Source organism: Acinetobacter lwoffii, assembly GCF_052078135.1.
GTDB classification, from domain to species: Bacteria; Pseudomonadota; Gammaproteobacteria; order Pseudomonadales; family Moraxellaceae; genus Acinetobacter; species Acinetobacter lwoffii_Z.
In genome coordinates this window covers 123,917-145,565 of sequence record NZ_JBQGUZ010000001.1, presented here as the reverse complement: position 1 = coordinate 145,565, position 21,649 = coordinate 123,917, and the positions used below count along the sequence as shown (strand labels likewise).

At 44.4% G+C, this 21,649-nt stretch carries 15 protein-coding genes; 9 read left to right on the top strand and 6 right to left on the bottom strand.

What is annotated here, in order from left to right; all coding sequences use genetic code 11:
- Window positions 1-61: 61 nt before the first annotated feature.
- Window positions 62-778 (top strand): DUF2846 domain-containing protein, encoded by a 717-nt coding sequence (locus ACTL4S_RS00640; RefSeq protein WP_004729543.1) that lies wholly within the window; start codon window positions 62-64, stop codon window positions 776-778.
- A gap of 67 nt (window positions 779-845) precedes the next feature.
- Here ACTL4S_RS00640 and ACTL4S_RS00635 read toward each other — a convergent pair whose 3' ends face one another.
- Complete coding sequence (locus ACTL4S_RS00635; RefSeq protein ID WP_004278405.1) at window positions 846-2,372, bottom strand: fumarate hydratase; 1,527 nt, start codon at window positions 2,370-2,372, stop codon at window positions 846-848.
- A 703-nt stretch (window positions 2,373-3,075) separates the two neighbouring features.
- On the opposite strand from ACTL4S_RS00635, the gene ACTL4S_RS00630 reads away from it, so the two are divergent.
- Complete coding sequence (locus ACTL4S_RS00630) at window positions 3,076-3,315, top strand: DUF2171 domain-containing protein (RefSeq protein ID WP_004729548.1); 240 nt, start codon at window positions 3,076-3,078, stop codon at window positions 3,313-3,315.
- A 231-nt stretch (window positions 3,316-3,546) separates the two neighbouring features.
- On the opposite strand, the gene pta is transcribed toward ACTL4S_RS00630, so the two are convergent.
- The 3 genes from pta to ACTL4S_RS00615 form a co-directional block, all read right to left on the bottom strand.
- Window positions 3,547-5,685 (bottom strand): phosphate acetyltransferase, encoded by a 2,139-nt coding sequence (gene pta, locus ACTL4S_RS00625; protein WP_180037932.1) that lies wholly within the window; start codon window positions 5,683-5,685, stop codon window positions 3,547-3,549.
- A gap of 55 nt (window positions 5,686-5,740) precedes the next feature.
- Window positions 5,741-6,961 (bottom strand): acetate/propionate family kinase, encoded by a 1,221-nt coding sequence (locus ACTL4S_RS00620; protein ID WP_005103172.1) that lies wholly within the window; start codon window positions 6,959-6,961, stop codon window positions 5,741-5,743.
- Between the two features lie 450 nt (window positions 6,962-7,411).
- Window positions 7,412-8,677 carry a glutamate-5-semialdehyde dehydrogenase gene (locus tag ACTL4S_RS00615; protein ID WP_441298589.1) on the bottom strand — a complete coding sequence of 422 codons (1,266 nt, stop codon included), beginning with the start codon at window positions 8,675-8,677 and terminating at the stop codon, window positions 7,412-7,414.
- Window positions 8,678-8,999: 322 nt separating this feature from the next.
- On the opposite strand from ACTL4S_RS00615, the gene ACTL4S_RS00610 reads away from it, so the two are divergent.
- Window positions 9,000-10,337, top strand: coding sequence for an alpha/beta fold hydrolase (locus ACTL4S_RS00610; protein WP_441298543.1), 1,338 nt, complete (start codon window positions 9,000-9,002; stop codon window positions 10,335-10,337).
- A 28-nt stretch (window positions 10,338-10,365) separates the two neighbouring features.
- Here the strand turns inward: ACTL4S_RS00610 and ACTL4S_RS00605 are convergent, their stop codons facing one another.
- A complete protein-coding gene (locus ACTL4S_RS00605) occupies window positions 10,366-11,229 on the bottom strand; it encodes a class I SAM-dependent methyltransferase (protein WP_441298542.1) in 864 nt (287 codons plus the stop codon).
- Window positions 11,230-11,352: 123 nt separating this feature from the next.
- Window positions 11,353-12,375 (bottom strand): beta-N-acetylhexosaminidase, encoded by a 1,023-nt coding sequence (nagZ, locus tag ACTL4S_RS00600; protein ID WP_044108627.1) that lies wholly within the window; start codon window positions 12,373-12,375, stop codon window positions 11,353-11,355.
- Window positions 12,376-12,575: 200 nt separating this feature from the next.
- On the opposite strand from nagZ, the gene ACTL4S_RS00595 reads away from it, so the two are divergent.
- The 6 genes from ACTL4S_RS00595 (at window position 12,576) to ACTL4S_RS00570 (ending at window position 21,548) form a co-directional block, all read left to right on the top strand.
- The gene (locus tag ACTL4S_RS00595) at window positions 12,576-14,762 is read left to right on the top strand and encodes a carboxy terminal-processing peptidase (protein WP_441298541.1); all 2,187 of its coding nucleotides are present in this window, start codon (window positions 12,576-12,578) and stop codon (window positions 14,760-14,762) included.
- Between the two features lie 435 nt (window positions 14,763-15,197).
- The gene (locus tag ACTL4S_RS00590; protein WP_441298540.1) at window positions 15,198-17,051 is read left to right on the top strand and encodes a putative bifunctional diguanylate cyclase/phosphodiesterase; all 1,854 of its coding nucleotides are present in this window, start codon (window positions 15,198-15,200) and stop codon (window positions 17,049-17,051) included.
- 143 nt (window positions 17,052-17,194) lie between these two features.
- Complete coding sequence (locus tag ACTL4S_RS00585; protein WP_441298539.1) at window positions 17,195-18,787, top strand: peptide chain release factor 3; 1,593 nt, start codon at window positions 17,195-17,197, stop codon at window positions 18,785-18,787.
- 111 nt (window positions 18,788-18,898) lie between these two features.
- A complete protein-coding gene (locus tag ACTL4S_RS00580; RefSeq protein ID WP_441298538.1) occupies window positions 18,899-19,723 on the top strand; it encodes a hypothetical protein in 825 nt (274 codons plus the stop codon).
- Window positions 19,724-19,767: 44 nt separating this feature from the next.
- On the top strand, window positions 19,768-20,730 hold the full coding sequence (locus tag ACTL4S_RS00575) for an RsiV family protein (protein WP_441298537.1): 963 nt from the start codon (window positions 19,768-19,770) through the stop codon (window positions 20,728-20,730).
- On the top strand, window positions 20,727-21,548 hold the full coding sequence (locus ACTL4S_RS00570) for a TatD family hydrolase (protein WP_441298536.1): 822 nt from the start codon (window positions 20,727-20,729) through the stop codon (window positions 21,546-21,548). Before ACTL4S_RS00575 ends, ACTL4S_RS00570 begins: the two co-directional genes overlap by 4 nt.
- The last annotated feature ends 101 nt before the right edge of the window (window positions 21,549-21,649 follow it).

Here is a 21,649-nt window from a genome sequence, read left to right as displayed (position 1 = left end):
ATAAAAAACAAATCGCAAAGCACTTGCATACAAAAGAATAAAGACGCAGTGAGGGATAAGCATGCGTGGAGTCGCAATTGTACTCATCAGCAGTTTGGCATTGCTGGGGTGTCATGGTAAGAAAGCCGTCGTTGAGCCTACACAGCCACTCAGCACTTTAAAAAATATCGATCTTGAAAAAAAACCGGGCTTCGTCGAGCAGCATCGTATCGGCATGTTTACCATTGGCGGTTGGGTCAATCAAAAGCAGGGCAACCAGTTTCAGACGGTGAAACCGCAGCATGATGAAGCCGCCATCGTGTATTTATACCGGCCCGATTCTAAATGGAATCGTCAGGAAATTGTCGCTGCCAGCCTGTTTATCAATCAAGAACATATTCCAAGCTTATTGCACAACCATTATTACTGGATTGAAGTGCCTGCAGGGACCTATCGTTTGAGTACCAGTCGACCGCTAGGCGCGCTGCATTTCCAGAAACCTAAATATCTGGATTTTACTGTCGAAGCGGGACAGTCTTATTTTATTAAATATGATGAAGAGAATATCAGTACACGCCGGAGTGTTTCAGGGCCACTCATGCTGATGCCAGAAAAAGTTGGTCTGAATGAAATTGCTTTTACTCAGCTAAAATCAGACAGTTTTAACTTCGTGGCACAAGATCAGGAAACTGGCCAGATTCGTAAAAAAGCCCAAAAAATTGAACCGACTGCTTATGATCCATCATTGGATGTACAGCTAAAAGCACCTTTTAAACTTTGGGATCCACGGACTTGGTAATTGACATTTTATTGAGAAAATATAATAAAAAAGCACCCTGAATGGGTGCTTTTTTATACAGATTTAATTAGCCCGCAGCAGCGTCAACTACTGGAATCTTACCAATTTTTGCTTGCCAGATTTTAGGTGCAGTCGCGTGAATAGAAGTACCATTCACATCAACCGCTACAGATACCGGCATATCTTTTACCACAAACTTGTAAATTGCTTCCATACCCAGGTCAGCAAAGGCAACCACTTCAGCTTCGCGAATAGCTTTAGACACGAGGTAAGCAGCACCACCGACAGCCATCAGGTAAGTTGCCTGGTTGTCTTTAATGGCTTCAACGGCAGCAGGACCACGGTCTGCTTTACCGATCATGCCGAACATGCCAGTTGCTTCAAGAACTTGACGCGTAAATTTATCCATACGCGTAGCCGTTGTTGGGCCAGCAGGGCCTACAACTTCGTCGCCGACTGGATCAACAGGGCCAACGTAGTAGATAAACTTGCCTTTCAGATCAACAGGAAGTTCTTCACCGTTGTTCAGCATGTCGACCATACGTTTGTGTGCAGCATCACGACCTGTATAGATTGTACCGTTAAGAAGAAGTGTATCGCCTGGTTTCCAGCTATTCATTTCTTCTTGGGTAATCGTGTCAAGGTCAACACGTTTAGAAGATGAAGAATCCCAAGTCACAGCAGGGTAGTCTTCAAGTTTAGGTGCTTGAATATGTGCAACACCTGTACCATCTAACTGGAAGTGTGCATGACGAGTCGCAGCACAGTTCGGGATCATACCAACTGGTTTACCTGCAGCATGACATGGATAATCTTTGATTTTAATATCAAGTACAGTGGTTAAACCGCCAAGACCTTGTGCACCAATACCCAAAGCATTTACTTTTTCGAAGATTTCGATACGAAGCTCTTCCATTTTGCTTTGTGGACCACGACGAAGCAATTCGTCCATGTTGATCTCTTCCATCAATGCTTCTTTGGCAAGCATCATGGCTTTTTCAGCAGTACCACCGATCCCGATTCCCAGCATACCTGGTGGACACCAGCCTGCACCCATGGTTGGAACAGTTTTCAGTACCCAATCCACGATTGAATCAGATGGGTTTAACATTGCTAGTTTAGATTTGTTTTCTGAACCGCCACCTTTGGCTGCCACAGTGATATCTACTTTATTACCAGGCACAAGCTTGTGGTAAATCACGGCAGGAGTGTTGTCTTTGGTGTTCTTACGACCAAATGCAGGATCAGCCAGAACTGATGCGCGAAGCACGTTCGAGTTTTCTAAATAACCCTGACGTACGCCTTCATTGATTGCATCATCCAGGCTCATGGTTAAATCGAATTTAACGTCCATGCCCACTTCAACAAATACGTTGACGATACCGGTATCTTGACAGATTGGGCGGTGGCCTTCTGCACACATGCGTGAGTTAATTAAGATTTGTGCGATCGCATCTTTAGCAGCTTTGTTCTCTTCACGATCATACGCACGGCTCATCGCTTGGATAAAGTCCTGTGGGTGATAGTAAGAAATGAACTGAAGCGCATCTTTAACTGATGTGATCAAGTCATCTTGCTTGATAATAGTTGTCATACAAATATCTCTTGAGCGGGCTGATAGCTAGCGGGCTAAATTATAAGACAAAAGAATCGGGTTGTGGGCATTTTGGGCGAGCATTGGCCGAAAGTTTATAGTTTAAGCAATCTGAGCAAGGACTTTAGCTATTCCATGGGTCAAATATGACAGCAAGTTGTCATATTCAATGTCATATTTCAGATAAAAAATACGCATAATTTTGCTTATTCCGTATTAAGCGATTGAATTTTATTAATTATTTTAAATTTAATAAAAAACCAGATTGTCATATAACTGTCATAAAACTTTTACATAATGCAGCTATTGAAACGGGAGATCCTAACAATGGTTACAGGTATTTTGATGGCAGCTGGTTTTTGTGTATATATCGCTGCAACTTGGATGTACGGTCAGAAAGAAGATCAAGCCTAAGCTTTATCTTCTTTTTTATTTTAAGACCTCAAAGAATTAACCTATCTTCAAATCTTCAAATCTTCAAATCTTCAAATCTTCAAATCTTCAAATCTTCAAATCTTCAAATCCAGTTATAAAAATATTTGAAAACTCAAATTTAAAAAGTATCTCTCCTATAGCTTACTCAAGCCATGTTGACCATTTACATTTTTAACCCAGAAAAACTCAAAGCCTGAAAACCCTTACACATGCGGCATTTTTTATTGCTTAGACTGTTTCTCTCAACTTCTAGAAACAGGCAAGTAGAATGAACAATTTTAATGCAAGTGATATTAAAGAACATGCTTCAGTCATTGCTTCATGTGGTACTCAAGTCGGGAAGGTGGACCATTTAGAAGGTCAGGATTCAATTAAATTAACAAGAAGTGATGATGAAAATAATGAGCATCATCTGATTCCCTTGAGTTGGGTAAGTGAAATCAAAGACGATAGCGTCGTGCTCAATAAAACTGCGGAAGAGGTACGTAAAGAGTGGACTACCTTATAAGAAATTAAAGTTAGTGGACTGAAAAGCAGGGCTGCTTCAGCTTAATTTTTTATGTCACAGACTTTATGAGTAACCGTTGAAAATGCCAGTTCGAAAGACTGGCATTTTTATTGTTTATTAAAACGAGATAATGATCGCGTGCTGAATTTATTGAAGCTATGAGTGTTTTTTTATAAAAAAACCACCTGATTTTTCAATCAGATGGTTTGGAAAACTTAAATTCAAGAAGTATTAAGCTTCTTGCTGCTCGGCCTGAATCGCGGTTAAGGCAATGGTAAACACGATGTCATCGACCAAGGCACCACGCGACAGGTCATTCACAGGCTTATTCAAGCCTTGCAGCATTGGCCCGACACTGACTACATTGGCAGCACGTTGTACCGCTTTATAGGTCGTGTTACCGGTATTCAGATCCGGGAAGATAAACACATTGGCACGTCCGGCCACTTGTGAATCAGGCGCTTTCTGGCGGCCCACGCTTTCTACAGATGCTGCATCATATTGTAGTGGCCCATCAATCAGTAGGTCAGGGCGACGTTCTTTGGCTATTCGTGTTGCTTCAGCAACTTTTTCCACATCTGCACCGGTACCGGAAGTTCCGGTCGAATAGGAAATCATCGCAATGCGTGGATCTATCCCAAAGGCTTTGGCAGAATCAGCAGATTGGATTGCAATTTCAGCCAGTTGTTCCGCATCAGGATCCGGATTAATCGCACAGTCACCATACACATAGACTTCATCTGGCAATAGCATAAAGAATACGGACGATACCAGAGAATAATCCGGAGCAGTTTTGATCAGCTGGAAGGCAGGGCGCACCGTATTTGCGGTGGTATGTACTGCGCCCGACACCAAACCGTCGACCTGATCGAGTGCCAGCATCATGGTGCCAAGTACTACCGTATCTTGCAGTTGTTCACGGGCTTGCAGTTCGTTGAGCTTGCCTTTACGCAGCTCCACCATCTTGTCGATGTAGTTTTCACGCACCAGATCTGGATCAAGAATTTCCAGATCTTCAGGCAATTCAATGCCGCGCGCTTTGGCTACTTCTAGCACAGCTTCAGGCTTGGCCAGCAAAATACACTGTGCAATACCACGAGACTGACAAATAGCCGCAGCCTGTACAGTGCGCGGTTCATCACCCTCTGGCAGTACAATACGTTTTTTCGCGGCAATCGACTTCTGTACCAGTTCATGACGGAAAGCGGAAGGTGACAGACGTGGCTTATAAGAACCATTCAACATTTGGTTCAGCCATTCCGGATTGATATGGCTTGAAACAAAACGCGTCACCTGATCTGCACGTTCGGTATCATCCACTGGAATTTCATTGCTGAGATTTGCCAGTTTTTGTGCGGTTTCAAACGTGCTGAGTGGCGTATGTAGGATTGGTAAACCTTGCTTGATGGCAGCCTGGCAGAATTCCAGTACATGATCATTTGGCTGTTGATGTTCAGTCAGCACCAGACCGGCCAAAGGAATCCCGTTACTGCTTGCCAGACTGCTTGCCAGTAATACGTCAAGCCGGTCAGAGGCACTAATAATTAATTCGCCAGCCACAAATTTATGCAATTCATGTTCAATATTGGCTGAAATCAGGCTGCTATGTTGTACACGGCGCTGTTTGGCTTCGCCTTCGTTAATCCAGTAGGCAGAAATATGTGCAGCCAGATCAGACATGCGCGGCACACTTAAGGTTTTACTGAAAGGCACCAAGCCAATCACTGGTAATTTTTCAGAGCCAATATGCGGATGCGTCTGCTGAATGGCGGTGATAAATTCGGCGGTTTCAGCTTTAAGGCGTAAATCCGGATTCAGCGTGACAGGAATCTGCGCAGATTCTTCAGGCAGGCCTTTGGTGCGCATCAACATGATGCCCGCAAGGCGGGTAGAGCTAGCGCCACCAAAATTACGCAGCTGATGTTCAACTTTATCCGCGGTTTGGCTTGGCTGCTGAATATTGGCATTGCTGACGACAATAACTTTGGCATCAAGAGCCTGCGCTAGTGAAGCATTCAAATCATCGGCAAAACTGTCCTGAGTATTTGGCAACAGCCCTTCGACAATAATTAGGTCATGCTGTTTAGCAATTTGACGATGCAGACGCACCGCTTCTTCAAGCAATTCATCCTGTTCACCCAGATTGATCTGCTGCAAGACTTTGCTATAACGGATAGGTTCAACCGTTTCACTTTGAGAAATATGACGATACAAAGCCGTGGTGCGGTCTTCGATTTCATTCAATTCCTGGGCAAAAGGTTTCAGGAAACCAGCTTTTACCCCTTGGCATTCCAGTGCATAAATCAGGCCCAAACATGCAGAAGTTAAGCCTACGCCTTCCCCCGTGGGAACCAATAAAATTGTTTTCATAAATTATGTCAGTCGCAGAATAATAAAAATCAGTGAAAAAGAAGCTAAAGCCTGCTTATGCAGGCATTACCTCAGCTTGAGACTTTTTTGCAGTATTGCGCTCCACTTCAAGTTCAACCACACTTTGAACTTCCCGGGCAATACGGCCTTCTTCATCTGTTGGCACTACCCAGATTTGTGGGCCTGTACCTGAATCAATTCGGCCTTCGGTACCGCGTTTCAGCTCATTATTGGCATTTTTATCCAGACTGAAACCGAAATGAGGCAGGTAAGTCATGGTTTTTTCGCGGATATACGCTGAGTTTTCGCCAATGCCGCCAGTGAAGAACAGACCATCAAGACGTGGCAGACCACAGCTCAACGCTGCCAGAGACTTAGCTAAACGGTAGCAGAATACTTCAATCGCCAGTGTGGCATCTTCATTGCCTTGTTCTGAAGCTTCAATCAGGGTACGCATGTCATTGGACAGATCAGACAAGCCCAAAAGACCACTTTGGCTATTCAGCATCTTGTCAATTTTATAAATATCCCAACCCAGGTTTTTCGCCAGGAAGCTGTGCAGACTTGGGTCAACATCGCCACTGCGTGTGCCCATAACAATACCTTCAAGTGGAGTTAAACCCATTGAGGTATCTACACTTTTCCCATTCCAAACGGCACAGGTCGAGCTACCATTACCTAAATGCGCGGTTAACCAGCCACCTTGTTTGAAACTGCCTGCCAGTTCAGAACCACGCTCTGACACATAGGCATGACTAGTCCCGTGGAAACCATAGCGACGCACACCATGGGCGGTATATAAAAATTTCGGCAGGGCATAACGATAAGCATGCGCTGGCATGGTTTGGTGGAAGGCAGTATCAAATACCGCAACCTGTGGTAATTCCGGGAATAAACGTTTAGTGGCTTCAATGCCAATCAGGTGTGCCGGATTATGTAATGGCGCAAGCGGCGTTGCTTCACGAATTTTTTCAATAATCTCGTCATTGATCAGTTCAGCCTTGGTCAGGCTGCCACCATGTACGACACGGTGACCGATCGCGTCCGGACGGTAGTTGGCCAGACGTTCCAGACCGACTTCGAGTGCTTTTTTGTGGTCAGCAAATGGAATATGGATATCGACTGGCTCATTGCCAACCGTTACACCTTTAATGCGAGCATTCTCTGTGCCTAAGTTCTCAGCTAAACCATGAATACGGAAATTCTGCTCCTCAAGAAGTAATGCAAACTTGATTGAAGAAGAGCCACAATTAATAACTAATACTGATTTAGACACGATTGATTACCCAATTTTTAATTAAAATTCTCGTCCATTTGCTTGACCCAATTGCGGACAATGAAGCAGCAATCGAGATCAATGAATATGTTTTAACATTTGTTTTTTTTCTGTCCTAGATAGACTTTAGCAGATTAGACTTAAGCATTATCGACCGATTTAACAATAATAACTAAAATTTATCAGTTCATAGTTTTCATTTATAAATAAAATGATGATGAAAATATAATCAATAAGAATACTCAATTCTGCTTAAATTTAATTTTAGAACAGATTGGTTTTTAGTTTAGCGCCTGAAAAGGCAAATATTGTTTCTAAATACAATTCTATAAAGAGATCCATTAATAAAATGACCTGAAGGTTCTGATCCATCTATTTCAGCGCCAATTTTTCTGTCCATAAAAAAACAGCCTCATAAGTGAGGCTGTTTTAAATGAGCGATCTGAATACTTATTGGCGAATCTGACCATCACCAAAGACAATCCATTTCTGCGAAGTCAGACCTTCAAGACCGACTGGGCCACGAGCATGGATTTTATCGGTCGAAATTCCGATTTCTGCACCTAAACCATATTCAAAACCATCTGCAAAACGAGTAGAGGCATTGATCATGACCGAACTTGAATCTACACCCGCCAGAAATTCGCGTGCCAGACTGTAGTTTTCCGTAATGATGGAATCAGTATGATGCGAGCCATATTTGTTGATGTGCTCAATGGCTTCTTCTATACCAGAAATGACTTTGATCGCCAGAATCGGACCCAGATACTCGGTATACCAGTCTTCTTCAGTGGCCGTAATGACTGCATTTCCTAGAATGCGCTGGGTTTCCCGGCAGCCACGCAGTTCAACTTTTTTCTCTTGGTATAGCTCTGCAATGCGTGGCAAGAATTCTTCAGCGACTTTTTCATCGACCAGCAGGGTTTCCATAGCATTGCATACGCCATAGCGATGGGTTTTGGCATTGAGCGCAATCGGCAAGGCTTTCAACAAGTCCGCTTGAGCTTCCACATAGACATGACAGTTGCCATCTAAATGTTTAATGACCGGTACGCGTGCTTCCTCGGTAATCCGTTCGATCAGGCTCTTGCCGCCACGAGGCACAATCACATCCACATATTCGGTCATGGTAATCAACTGGCCCACTGCAGTGCGGTCAGTCGTATTCACCACCTGTACCGCAGCCTCAGGCAAGCCTGCGACTTTCAGGCCATGCTGAATCGCGACTGCAATTGCCTGATTCGATTCCAGAGCTTCTGAGCCGCCTCGTAAAATAATGGCATTGCCTGATTTTAGTGCGAGTGATGCAGCTTCCAACGTGACGTTAGGACGTGATTCGTAGATCATGCCGACTACACCTAAAGGCACACGCATCTTGCCCAGTTGAATCCCGGATGGTCGATAAGCCATATCACTAATTTCACCAATCGGATCTTTCAGGCCAATGACATCTTTTAGGCCCTGTAACATACCTTTAAAGCGTGTGGGGTTGAGTTCTAAGCGATCAAGCAGTGCAGGGTCCAGATTGTTGTTATGCGCCTTGGTCATATCTTTCTGGTTAGCAGCCAAAATAGCAGTTTGGCTATTTTCTAAAGCCGTATAAATAGCGGATAACGCATTATTTTTAGTTTGGGTGGACGCGCGAGCCAAAATGCGAGACGCTTGGCGTGCCTGCTGTCCTACCGTTTGCATGTATTGTTCAATAGACTCTTGCATAGCGGTTTGATCACTTAGAAATTTCATTTCGATATTAACAGCCTGCTGCTGCACAATGAAGCCCATCTATTAAAAATCATCCGTTTTCGCAGACTTCTAAACATTTTGAAATTGTTTTCTGTTTAAAAGTAGATAAGTGGTCAATCAAGCGGTTGCTTGTGAAAAGCAGCTCTGTATAGAATGAAACACGCGACATTGATGTCATTTATAACTATTAAAGAGCAGGATGCGTGTTCAGGCACACCGGAATGCGCCTGAAATATAAGATCTGTTAAGCATGACTTGCACAATAAAAATAAGGCAAGGACGGAGGAAAAGGAATATGAATTCCATCATTCATATGGATGCCCATGTATTGGAACAACCTAGCCATAAGGGCTTTTTTGATCTTTATGATAAGCACAGTTTTAAGCAGCCGCCACGTACGACTTGGATGGAGGGCTGGAAAATCGAATATATGGCGATCGCCCGTCCGGATACCTTACATTTAAGACCCATGGCGATTATTGGGGGAGCTTTCCAGAATTTTAATTCCTACAAATACTGTGTAGAACAGCTTTTTGATGCAGGTCCCATCATTCTGATTGACCTACCGTCCATGGGGGCCAACCAGCAGATTAGTAATGTCGATACGGGGCTGTCTGCCGGAACACTGGAGCTTGAAGACCTTGCTGCGATGCTGGGGCGCTGGCTGGAACAGATGCAGCTGCCGCAAGTGGCAATTCTAGGCATGTCCTTGGGTTCAGTGGTGGCTTCCTGTTTGGCAGATCAGCGTCCTGAACTGGTCGATCGGATGATCCTGATGGGTGTGATGCAGAAAACCCGTAAAAGCTGGCGGATGCTGCTGGAAGAGTCTTTGCATCTAATGAAAGAACAGCGCATGGACGAATTTGGTCAGGCGGTCATTTTGTATCTGGTCAATCATGCACGCCTAACCGAAACCCGCATGTCACCGACAGCAAAGCGTTTGTTCTTCAAGCAGATGTCAGAATTCACTGCGACTGAACAGGATCGTTATGATATCAATTGCAACCGTTTATTGCGTCTGACCAATGTGCCGATTCCGCAGTGCAAAGTGCTGGTGGCATGTGGGCAATATGACAGTTTTACCTTGCCACATGAAAATGCGAATTTTGCCCTGCAATGTCCGGATATGCAGTACGTGCAAATTGCAGGCGCCGATCATGTACCGCAGTTACAACGTCGTAAAGAAACCATGCATCTGTTTGCAACCTTCTTACGTGATGAACCGGTCGATCAGTTGCCGGGAATTATTCCGTTTAGCCCTGAGCAGATACAGCAGCTTGAACGTCGCGGTGAAGAGCGGATTCAGGTGCAAGATTCACAGCGTTTCCTCAGTCATCGTCATTCTGATCTCATTTTAAAAGCAGAGATCGTGGACATGAATTTCTTTGGGGTATTGCTGGAGTTAGATGTAGAACAGGCAGTATGCGCAACAGCTTATCCACGTGATCTGGCCTTGCATCTGGAAGATGAAGTTGGGGAATTTCAGATTGAGTGCCTGATCTTTGAACAGGATGACACCCAGCTGCGTGCCTTATTCAAACATGGCAGTTTTGAAGTCGCAGAACGCTTATTACGCTTTGTACAAATGCAAAAAGTACTTTCACAAACTGAAGTATTTGATACAGCAATTTAAAAAAACATCACCATAAAAAACAGCGTGCTTAAACGCTGTTTTTTTTCACTGCATGAATCATCCAGACCAGATCACCTAAATGTTCATCTTGTTCTGGTGCCGGGTTTGGCTGACGAGGCTCGGCAAAATAACGTTGTGGTTGTTGTACCTCAACCTGGTCAAATCCTGCATCTTGAAAAAAGTGCTGCAGTTCTTGGGGGGATTTAAAATGAAAGGTGAACGCACTACGAGACATGAATTTAAGCAGACGGCTACTGCTCCAGATAAAATTCGCCAGTTTATTTTTCACCGGTTCGGGATAAATATCGCTGAGATAGTGAACTGCCGGGAAATACTGCGCATTTTCTGTAATACCTTGCATCAGAATACCTAACATACGCTGATCAAAATAATTAATCAGTCCTTCACTAATGACGACCAAGGGCTGGTTGCGGTCAAACATCTGAAAAATACAGTCCAGCTCTTCACTAAAAATATCGGCAGTCAGAACTTCAGGTGCATGCTGATCAATTTGCTGTAAAGCCTGGGTCTTGATCTTGGCCATATCCGGCAGATCCAGTTCACGATAATTAATCTCGGGAAATTTCTGTCTGAAATTCCAGCTGCGTGGAGATAGGCCGCAGGCAATTTCAAGAACCTGAAGTTGGGGGTGTTGCTCAATTAGTTGACACAAATGCTCATCAATCATCTGATGGCGCTGCTTAAGTGTCGTACGCATACTACCGCCGACATGGCGCTCTGCCCAGGATTCAAGGGGATGCAGTAGTTTGGCCAGAAACTTACCTTTGGATGTAGCAAAGGCTGGATGTGAGATCCCCATTTGATACCAGATATAGCCGGTATAGTGCGCCGTAAAAGAAATATGGCGATGTTGCGAAAGTGAGTCTGTCATATTTATTCTGACCTTATTGTTATTTTTAAATTGATTAAATAATTGTGTAACCTTTTCATTACTATAATTAAAAAGGAACACTTTGTCGTGTCCCTTTTTCCTATTGATTGGATTTAAAAAGCTTTAGCTCATCTGCTGTTTGAACGCCAGTATTTCATCACGGATCTCGCGCCATTCTTCACCCAGATCCAGTTCGTCACCAATCTGGATGTCCGGGATGTTGCCGCGCATGCGTTCCAGGCGTTGCTGGTTCGGGAGGGGCAGATTTTCAATTCCTTCCAGTGCGATACATTGTGCCGCACGATCATTGCAGACCAGCCCCATATCACAACCAGCTTTAAGGGCGGCCTGAATTCGGGCATCGGCACCGCCTGCGACACATGCTGCCTGCATGCTTAAATCATCCGAGAACAGGACACCGTCAAAGCCCAGCTCCTGACGTAAAACTTTCTGAATCCAGAATTCTGAGAAGCCTGCCGGATTTGGATCAACCTGGCTATAGATGACATGAGCCGGCATCAGTGCATCCAGTTGTGATTGTAACTGGATAAAGGTTTGCATATCTTTTTGCTGGATTTCTGCATAGGAGCGCGTATCAATTGCTGCAGCAACATGCGAGTCTGCTTTAACAGAGCCATGACCTGGGAAATGTTTACCAGTTGAAGCCATACCGGCACGTTTCATACCTTTTAGAAATGCGCTGGCGAGTGGAATAATGTCCTGAATATTTTGGGCAAAGCTACGATCACCGATCACATCACTGATGTCATTCAAGTCCAGTACCGGTGCAAAGCTGAAATCAATGCCAACAGCCAGCACTTCAGTCGCCATCAGCCAGCCGCATTTTTCAGCCAGTTCAAGGGCACGCTGTGGATCGCTCGTATAAAGTTCGCCAAATTTCCCCATGGCAGGCAGCAGGGTAAAGCCTTGTCTTAAACGCTGTACACGACCGCCTTCCTGATCCACTGCAATTAAAATATCAGGACGCACCTGACGCATATGATCGGTCAAAGCACGGACTTGGGCGGGAGATTCGATATTGCGACCAAATAAAATCACTCCACCGACTTGCGGCGCACTTAATAGTTCAATATCTTCTTGAGTGAGGGTTGTGCCTGCGATGTCGAGCATCAATGCGCCAATCATATGCGGAATCCGTTTTAGAGTTTTTCGGAGAAAACAATACCTGAATTCTGCAATGATTTGCTACACTTTGTCAGCACAGAATATGATAAAACTACACGACATAAACATATTAAGTTGTTTAAGATGCTGAATACGTTAAATTCTGGTCGAAAAGCAACACGGTCACATTGGTCTCTAGGCCAAGGAAGTACGAATTATTTATGAAATTTCAAACTATAGCTTGCGCAGTTGCGATTGCGACAGGTGGATTATTTTTTACCCATGTAGTGAATGATGCGATTGCGGCCAATAGTAATGAAGTGGTCAGTAAAGCAATTCAGCCATCTCAAGAGCAGGCGCTGGTGTCACGTCAGCTGGCAACCCTGGTTGACCGTCAGCACTATTTAAATATGCGTCTGGATGCCCAAACTTCGCAGCGTATTTTTGATTTCTATATTGATAGTCTTGATCCGGAGCACAGTCTGTTTCTGGCTCCAGAAGTTGAAAACTATAAGAAACGCTATGGTGCCAATTTTGGTGCCAATCTGAAAGCCGGCAATTTGTCTGGTCCTTATGAAATGCATGCGCAATATCAACAGCGATTGCACCAGTTCTACACCTACATGTTGAATGAGCTGAAAAAACCGCAGAATCTGAATCAGCCAAATGTTTATATCGAAACGGATCGTGAAAAAGCACCGTTCTTTAAAACTGAAGCTGAACAGCGCGCGCACTGGTCAAAAATGCTGGTGTCTCAGCTGATCAATCTGACCATCAGTAAAGAAGAGGAATTGGCCAAGCAGAAAGCTCTGAAAGCCAATCCGGAATTGGCCAATGGACAAGACCTCACGGGTCCTGAAGATCTGACGCCTGCGCAAACCTTAACCAAGCGTTATACCCGTCAGCTGGAACGTCTCAGCCGCATCAAGAGCGATGATGTGCTTGACAAGACACTGAACGCGATGATGCTGACTTATGATCCGCACAGTAATTACTTCCCGCCTGTCGATGCGATGGAGCTGAATCGCCAGACGACTTTACAGCTGGAAGGCGTCGGCGTATCGATTCGTCCGGAACGTGGTAATGAAGATTACACCAAGATTGAAACCATCGTTGAAGGTGGTCCGGCCAGCAAATCTGGTCAGGTGAAATCAGGTGATCGTATCATTGGTGTGGCCCAAGACGGCGAACAGATGGTCGATGTCATTGGCTGGCCAAGTAATGAAATTGTCGGTCTGATTCGTGGTAAACGTGGCACGAAAGTCACTTTACGCTTACTCGGTGCGGGTGCTGCCATGGGGCAGGCACGTAATGTGACTATTACCCGTGACGTGATTCAGGAAGAAGATGCCGGTGTGCGTACACGTGTGGTCGACATTCAACGCGATGGCAAGAAATATAAATATGGTGTGATCGAAATTCCGTCGTTCTACCTGAACTATCGCGCACGCCGTGCCGGTACCGATTATCGTTCGGTGTCTGAAGATACCAACAAGGCCTTGAAAGAGCTGGCAGCGAAGAATGTTGCCGGAATTATTGTCGATTTGCGGAATAACCCGGGCGGTTCACTGGAAGAAGTGGCACGTATGCTAGGGCAAGTAATCAAGTCTGGCCCAGTGGTGCAGATCCGTGATGGCAATGGTAATGTCAGCGTCTTTGAAGATGATGATGGTGGTGCACAAACTTATGCGGGTCCATTGGCAGTGATGGTGAATCTTGCCTCTGCATCGGCCAGTGAAATTTACTCTGCTGCGATTCAGGATTATGAACGCGGGATTGTGATTGGTAGTACCACCACCGGTAAAGGTACAGCACAGGTGCAACTGGATAGTTTGGCGCATGGTCAGGCGACATTGACGCAGCGTAAATTCTACCGTGTGACCGGTGGCAGTACCCAGAATAAAGGGGTCGTTCCGGACATTAAACTGGTCGATATTTATAACGAGGAGTTTGGTGAGCGTAAGGCCAAAAATGCCCTGCAGTGGGATACTATTCCAACGGCACCATTTAAACGCGAAGGTGCAGTACAGAAATACGTTCCTGAATTGGCTAAACTTTCTCAGCAACGGGTCACACTGGATTCTCAGTTCAAGTATTTAGAACAGCGTAAAGCCGTGATGAAGAAAGCTGAAGAAGAGAAACGTCAGGTACTGGACTTGCAACAGCGTAAAGCTGAGTTGATTGCCATGGAGCAAAAAACGCTGGACGCAGAAAACACGCGCCGTGCTGCAACAGGTCTGAAACCTTATCCAAACTGGGAAAGTTATCAGGCTTCACTGGATGCCTTGATTGAAACACGTGCCAAGATGAAGGCCAAAGAACGTCCGGCTCTGCCTGAAGAAGAAGCGTTTGTGATTGAAGCGGCAAATGTGTTACTGGACTATGCCAAATTACAGAAAAAATCCTAAGATTTAACTTTATTTATCATTCATTAAAATAGCCTGTTTCGACAGGCTATTTTTTTATTTTGCAAATCTGCACAAAAGACCAAATAAAATTTTGCTATGAAGTGCCATCTGTCTAAATAAAAAGAAAAAAATTGTGATGGTGATCGAATAAATGAGCTAAAAAAATGAAGTTAAATATTTGCTTAAATTTGAAACACTTCTAATATATAAGTTGTATTTTATTTTTCTGTTGAGTCTTATTTTTGAGGCAATTCTCAACTTCAAAAGAAAGAAATATAAATTCTAAATTTTAGTTAAGACTGATGTTGTTGCAGACCAATTGGCTTGCATAGATGGTCAGTCTTGAGATTTTACTGAGCTCAAATTTGACCGGGTGAAAATGGAAATATCAGTGCAGAGCATAATAAAAATGATCACCGCTGGGGAACATTTTATATGATTGATATTCAGCATGATATTGGTCTGCTCATCGGGTCCGTTCTTTCTGCATTGGTCGCTTGCTCTCTCATCGCACGGATTAAAAAATTTGCTTCAGGCGCTTCACAGCCAAACTTTAAAACCTTCAATTTAATGCTAACCGCCATGCTATTGGGTCTATTCATCTGGTTGATCCATTTTATTGGGCTGACAGCAAGTTTTGTGCTGAATAAATACGAGCTGGATTGGGGGATGCTGCTCCTGTCTGTTCTGGTGATATGCATTGCCTCTATGTTTATCCTCTGGTTAAGTACCAGAAGTACCTGGTCATTTTTCCGGTCAGTTCTCGTAGCAGGTGTGATCGCACTCGGCATCTTTGGCATGCACTCTATTAGCATGATGGCATTCAATTTTACTGCCGCCCATGTGCAACAGTCACCGGAATTAGTTCAGGCTCATGATCAGCTGTTTCTGGCCATGATACTGATGAGTGGATTGCTGCTGGTAACGCTGATTTGTATCGTCGTATCCGAACTGCGTGTGGGATTACGCAACCGTCAGCTTGCATGGGCCAATCAACAAATTGAAAATCAGACCATTCAGGACAATCTGACCAAATTACCTAACCGTTTGTATCTGGCTGAATATGCAAATCTGCTGTTTTCAGGTCAGTCCGAACAGCAGCATGAAATTGCTTTTTTATATATCGATCTGGATCGTTTTAAAGCAGTCAATGATGTGTTTGGCCATCTGGTCGGTGATCAGTTGCTGATTCAATTGACCACGCGGATTCATCTGTTATTAGGCCATCATTCCAAGCTACTCAGAATTGGTGGGGATGAATTTCTGCTGGTACTGGAAAACACATCTGTCGCCAAAGCTGCAAAAATGTCAGAACAGATTCTTGAACTGATTCAGGAAAGTTTCCTGATTGAAGGCAAGAGTATTCATATCTCGGGCAGTATTGGCATTGCCATGTATCCGGAACATGGCAAGAATTTACAGGATCTGCTGGTCAATGCTGATGCCGCCATGCTGAGTTCCAAGTATCAGGGGCGCAATACCTATTCAGTCTTTAATTATTCTACCGACCAGGATGAAAGCAAGAGCCAGAGTACCCTGATTAATGACCTATATAAAGCCGTGGAAGAGCAGCAGTTTGTGCTGTTTTATCAGCCCAAGTTTCGGACCAAAGACCGTAGCTTGTGTGGGGTAGAGGCATTAATTCGCTGGAACCATCCCCAGTTTGGTTTGCTCGGCCCGAATCTGTTTATCAATGCGGCTGAAAAAACCGGACTGATTATTCAAATGGGCTATTGTGCATTGGAGCTGGCCTGTCAGCAGATTCAAAAATGGCAACAGACACATACTGAATTTTTCCCTATCGCGGTCAATTTGTCTGCAGTACAATTTGAGCATAAGCATTTGTTTAGTACTTTAGAAAAGTTATTTGCACAATATAAAATCAGTCCTCAGCATTTAATGATCGAGATTACTGAATCGACTGCCATGCATCATATTGATGTCAGTATGCGCAGCTTTAAGCGCCTAAGACAAATGGGCATCCGTTTGGCGATTGATGATTTTGGTACGGGACATTCCAGTTTTCTTTATTTAAAGAATTTCGCCGTAGATGAATTAAAAATTGACCGTGAATTTATCAAAAATCTGGCAGTCGGCTCCAAAGAAGAAATGATTCTGGAAAGCATTATTCAGCTGGCCATAAAACTGGGCTTGGTGGTGACCGCCGAAGGTGTTGAAACAGAAGCGCAAGCAGAAATTTTAACCCGGCTCGGTTGTGAACAGTTACAAGGCTTTTTGCTGGGCTTGCCGGTAGATGAACAACGACTAGAAAACTTACAATTCCGTTAATAGCGCTCTAATTCATTGAGCGTCAGGATAGACAACATGGCTAACGGAACTCCACCCTGAAACTCTGCTACAATATCGCCAATTTTTTTCATATTGATCGAATTTGATCTCAAATGCTGTGCATTGAGCAGTAGGTGTATTTCATGAGCTTTAAGCAAGAACTGGCGGCACAAGTCGCCCAGCGACGTACGTTCGCTATTATTTCCCACCCCGATGCCGGTAAAACTACCATGACAGAAAAATTGCTGTTATGGGGTCAGGCTATTCAGGTGGCCGGGATGGTAAAAAGCCGTAAATCTGACCGGGCCGCAACATCAGACTGGATGGAAATGGAAAAAGAACGTGGCATCTCGATCACAACCTCAGTGATGCAGTTCCCTTTCAAAGACAAGATGATCAATCTTCTGGACACCCCGGGACATGAAGACTTCTCGGAAGATACCTACCGTACCCTAACCGCGGTAGACTCGGCGCTGATGGTGATTGACGGGGCAAAAGGTGTCGAAGACCGAACCATTAAACTAATGGAAGTGTGTCGGATGCGCGATACTCCGATCATTTCATTCGTCAATAAAATGGACCGTGAAATCCGTGAGCCGCTTGAGCTTCTGGATGAAATCGAAAACGTTCTAAAAATTAAATGTGTCCCGATCACCTGGCCACTCGGTACAGGCCGTGATTTTGCCGGTGTATTTAATTTAATCGAAGAAAAATTCTACGTGTATAAAGCCGGTTTCGGTTCAGTGATTACTGAGATCGAAGTGCGTGATGGTTATGACTATCCTGATCTTCGTGAGAAAGTCGGTGAGTTGGCTTGGGCGGCATTTGAAGAATCGCTTGAACTGGTACAAATGGCCAATGAGCCTTTGGACCGCGAAGAGTTTCTGGCGGGTCGTCAAACCCCTGTTCTGTTCGGTACAGCCTTGGGTAACTTTGGTGTCGACCATGTTCTGGATGCTTTCAGTCAGTATGCGCCATCTCCTAAAGCCCATCCGACCCAAGATCGTGTTGTAGAAGCAGATGAAGAAGGTTTTACCGGTTTTGTTTTTAAAATTCAGGCCAACATGGATCCGAAACACCGTGACCGTATTGCCTTCATGCGGATCTGTTCAGGCAAGTATGAGAAAGGCTTGAAGATGAAGCATGTACGTCTGGATAAAGATGTGCGTATCAGCGATGCCTTAACTTTCTTAGCCGGTGATCGTCAGCATCTGGAAGAAGCCTGGCCAGGTGATATTATTGGTCTGCATAACCATGGCACTATCCAGATTGGTGATACATTTACCTCGGGTGAGAAACTTCAGTTCACCGGTATTCCGCACTTTGCGCCTGAAATGTTCCGTCGTGTCCGCTTGAAGGATCCATTAAAATCCAAGCAGTTGCAAAAAGGTCTGAAAGAACTTTCAGAAGAAGGCGCGACTCAGGTGTTTATGCCACAGAATAACAACGACCTGATCGTGGGTGCGGTGGGTGTGCTACAGTTTGAAGTGGTGGCTTACCGTCTGAAAGAAGAATACAAGGTCGACTGTGTTTACGAACCGGTCAGCATCAACACAGTACGTTGGGTGTCTTGCAATGACGAGAAGAAATTCAACGAATTCAAGAAAAAAGCCCATGACCAGTTGTCTGTCGATGGTGGTGGTCATTTGACTTATCTTGCACCAAGCCGCGTGAATTTGCAGCTGATGCAAGAACGTTATCCGGATATCGTGTTCCACAATACGCGCGAACACTAAACTTTCAGGCTTCGCAGCTAAAGTTTAAAAATATCAAACAGCTTCTCCGGAAGCTGTTTTATTTTATGCTACATTTAAGCAATTAATAACTTGATAGATATAGCAAAGAGAATGAAGCTCAGCAAGGAAGTCGTCCTCGGTTCTGTGATTGGTTTAAGTCTTGTCCTGAGTGGCTGTGATAAAAGCGAAAAAGAGCCTGCTAATACTCTACAAAATGAGAAAATCACTGCAGCTCAGCAGGCTGCAGATGTCTTGCCTTATCTGAATATTCAAGAGCAGCCGGCCAAGATTGCCTTGCCATTTTGTGAAAATAAAAACTGTATCAATGTAGAGATTCAGACCTTGCATACGGTTGATCCATGGATGAACCAGTGGATTGAAAAGCAGCAGGCAAAAGTGATCCAGGATCAAATCGGCTTGAAACAGGACATGAATTTACAGCAGGCGATCAATGCTTACGTAAAAAAATCGGATGCTTGGCAGGCGCAGCTCAATTTAAACAAGGCTTATGAATTATCGCTGTATAGCCGTATTCCTTACCAGCGCAATCAATATGTGTTGATGCAGATTGGTATCGATACCAAACAGGAAAATGTCAGCGTGCATGACCGTTATTATTTTTTTGTGGCTGACCGTCGCCAGCAGAAAATGCTGACCCCACTCGATATAGTCGATCCCAAACAGCAGTTGCGGATGGATCAGATGGTTCAGCAAGCCTATGAGGCATGGCTCAAAGACAATAGTCGCGAGGTTCAGCAGAAAGCACCGAAAAAACTGTATTGGGGACAGGCTGACTGGTTCTTTGATCAGGAAGGCATTGGTCTGCATTTTCGCAGCCATGAAATTAGCAAAGATGCCAAACAACTGGATATTTATTTAACAAAACAACAAACACAACAGGTCTTGAAAGCTGATATCTATCAGCATATGTTTTAAAGCTCATGATCCTGCGAGATTACAGGTTCCAAAAAGGTGAATGAATGCCAAAATACAAGAATATCTTTTGTCTATCCATCCTAGCATCAGCAATCTTGCTGAGTGCCTGCCAGCCGAAGGGTAATGAGCCGGAAGACTCAAGTGCTTCCGAAGTGGTACAAGCCGAAGCTGAAGCACTTAAACTCAGCGGCGATACCGAAAAGCTCAAGCTGGCGATTCCAGAATGTGAAGACAAAAGCTGTCCGGAAATCTCGATTGAACGTCTGAACAGTAATCAGAGCTTTATTGATGAATGGATCGACCAGCAGATTCTGCAACAGTTGAAAAATATCCTGTCTGTTGATGCGATTGAACCGGCAAAAGTGAATGCTGCCAGCGAAGCAGAAGTTGCTGCCTCTGAGCCCAAACCGGCTTTGGCCACAGTGACCACACCAAAACAGCAGCTTGAGCAGCAAACCCAGCCCTATATGCAGACTTTCTTGAATCTGGATAAGGAGCTCAAGGCCCTGAGTGCCAGTCATAGTATTAGCCTGATGATTAAGCCCAAGATTCTGAATTCAGGAGATCCATTGGCGACCGTGGTTCTGAACAGTAGTTACTATTTGGGAGGCGCACACGGCGCATCTGCACAGACTTATTATAATTTTGATCTGGAGCAGAAAAAATTGGTTAAGCTGGATGACATTATTGCGGCCAAACAGAAAGCCCAACTAGAAGCGCGTGCTTATGATGCGTTTAAAAACTGGGTGGTAGAATCCAAGCTGGCCAAAGATGTGGCGGAATATGAGCAGGCCTGGAAGTTCAAACTCACCGATAATTTCTATCTGGCTCAACAAGGTCTGGTCTTGCAATATGCCGAATATGAAATTGGGCCATATGTGGTTGGCTTGCCACGTTTAATGATTCCTTATGAGCAGCTACAAGGTGTACTGAAACCTGAATATCTGCCTCAAACTGAAAAAGCTGCCTCCGAGGCACAGCCAGCATCTGCTGCAAAAGCCAAATGACCTTAAAACTGTTTGATACGCATACCCATTTTGATGTTCCCGATTTTGATCCTGATCGGGAACAGTTGGCCTATACGGCCAAAGCGGTAGGTGTCGATCATCTGGTTTTAATTGGTTTTTTGCAAAACCGTTTTGCTGACCTGTTAGGAACTCACGACTTTATTAATGACCTGGAAAATGCACCGCAAAGTCATTTAGCACCGGGCTTGCATCCATTTTATATTGAACAGCATCAGACTGATCATTTACAGGAGCTGGAACAGCTGCTTAAAAATGAGCATTGTATTGCCATTGGCGAAATCGGTCTGGATACCTTTTTAAAACAGCACAAACAGGCTGAAATTTTCCAGAAACAAAAAGATTTTTTTGCTGCACAGCTTGAACTGGCACAGCAATTCGATAAGCCGGTTTTGCTGCATATCCGTAAATCCCATGCGGAGGTTTTGCAGATTTTAAAACAGCAGCAGTTTAAACAGGGCGGCATTGCGCATGCCTTTGGTGGTGGGGTTGAGGAAGCCAAAGCCTTTATCAAACTGGGATTCAAACTGGGCATCACCGGGCAAATCACCAATCCAAATGCCAAAAAACTGCATCAAGTGGTGCAGTATGTCGGACCGGAACATCTGGTAGTAGAAACTGACTGTCCGGATATGACACCACTCTGTTGTCAAAGCTCGACCGAGCAACGTACCCGAAATACACCTGCAAATTTACCTTATGTGCTGCAAGGACTGGCAAAGAGCCTGCATATGCACAAAGAGGAACTGGCTGAACAGCTCTGGCAAAATACTCATCAGGCCCTGCATCTGGCCATTTAAGTTAACGCTCTTAACTCGGTCTTAAATTCCCAGTTCATCATAAATAGAAAAAAAGGTGCATTATGCAATTTCTAAAATGCTCCAGACTTGGCATCATGCCA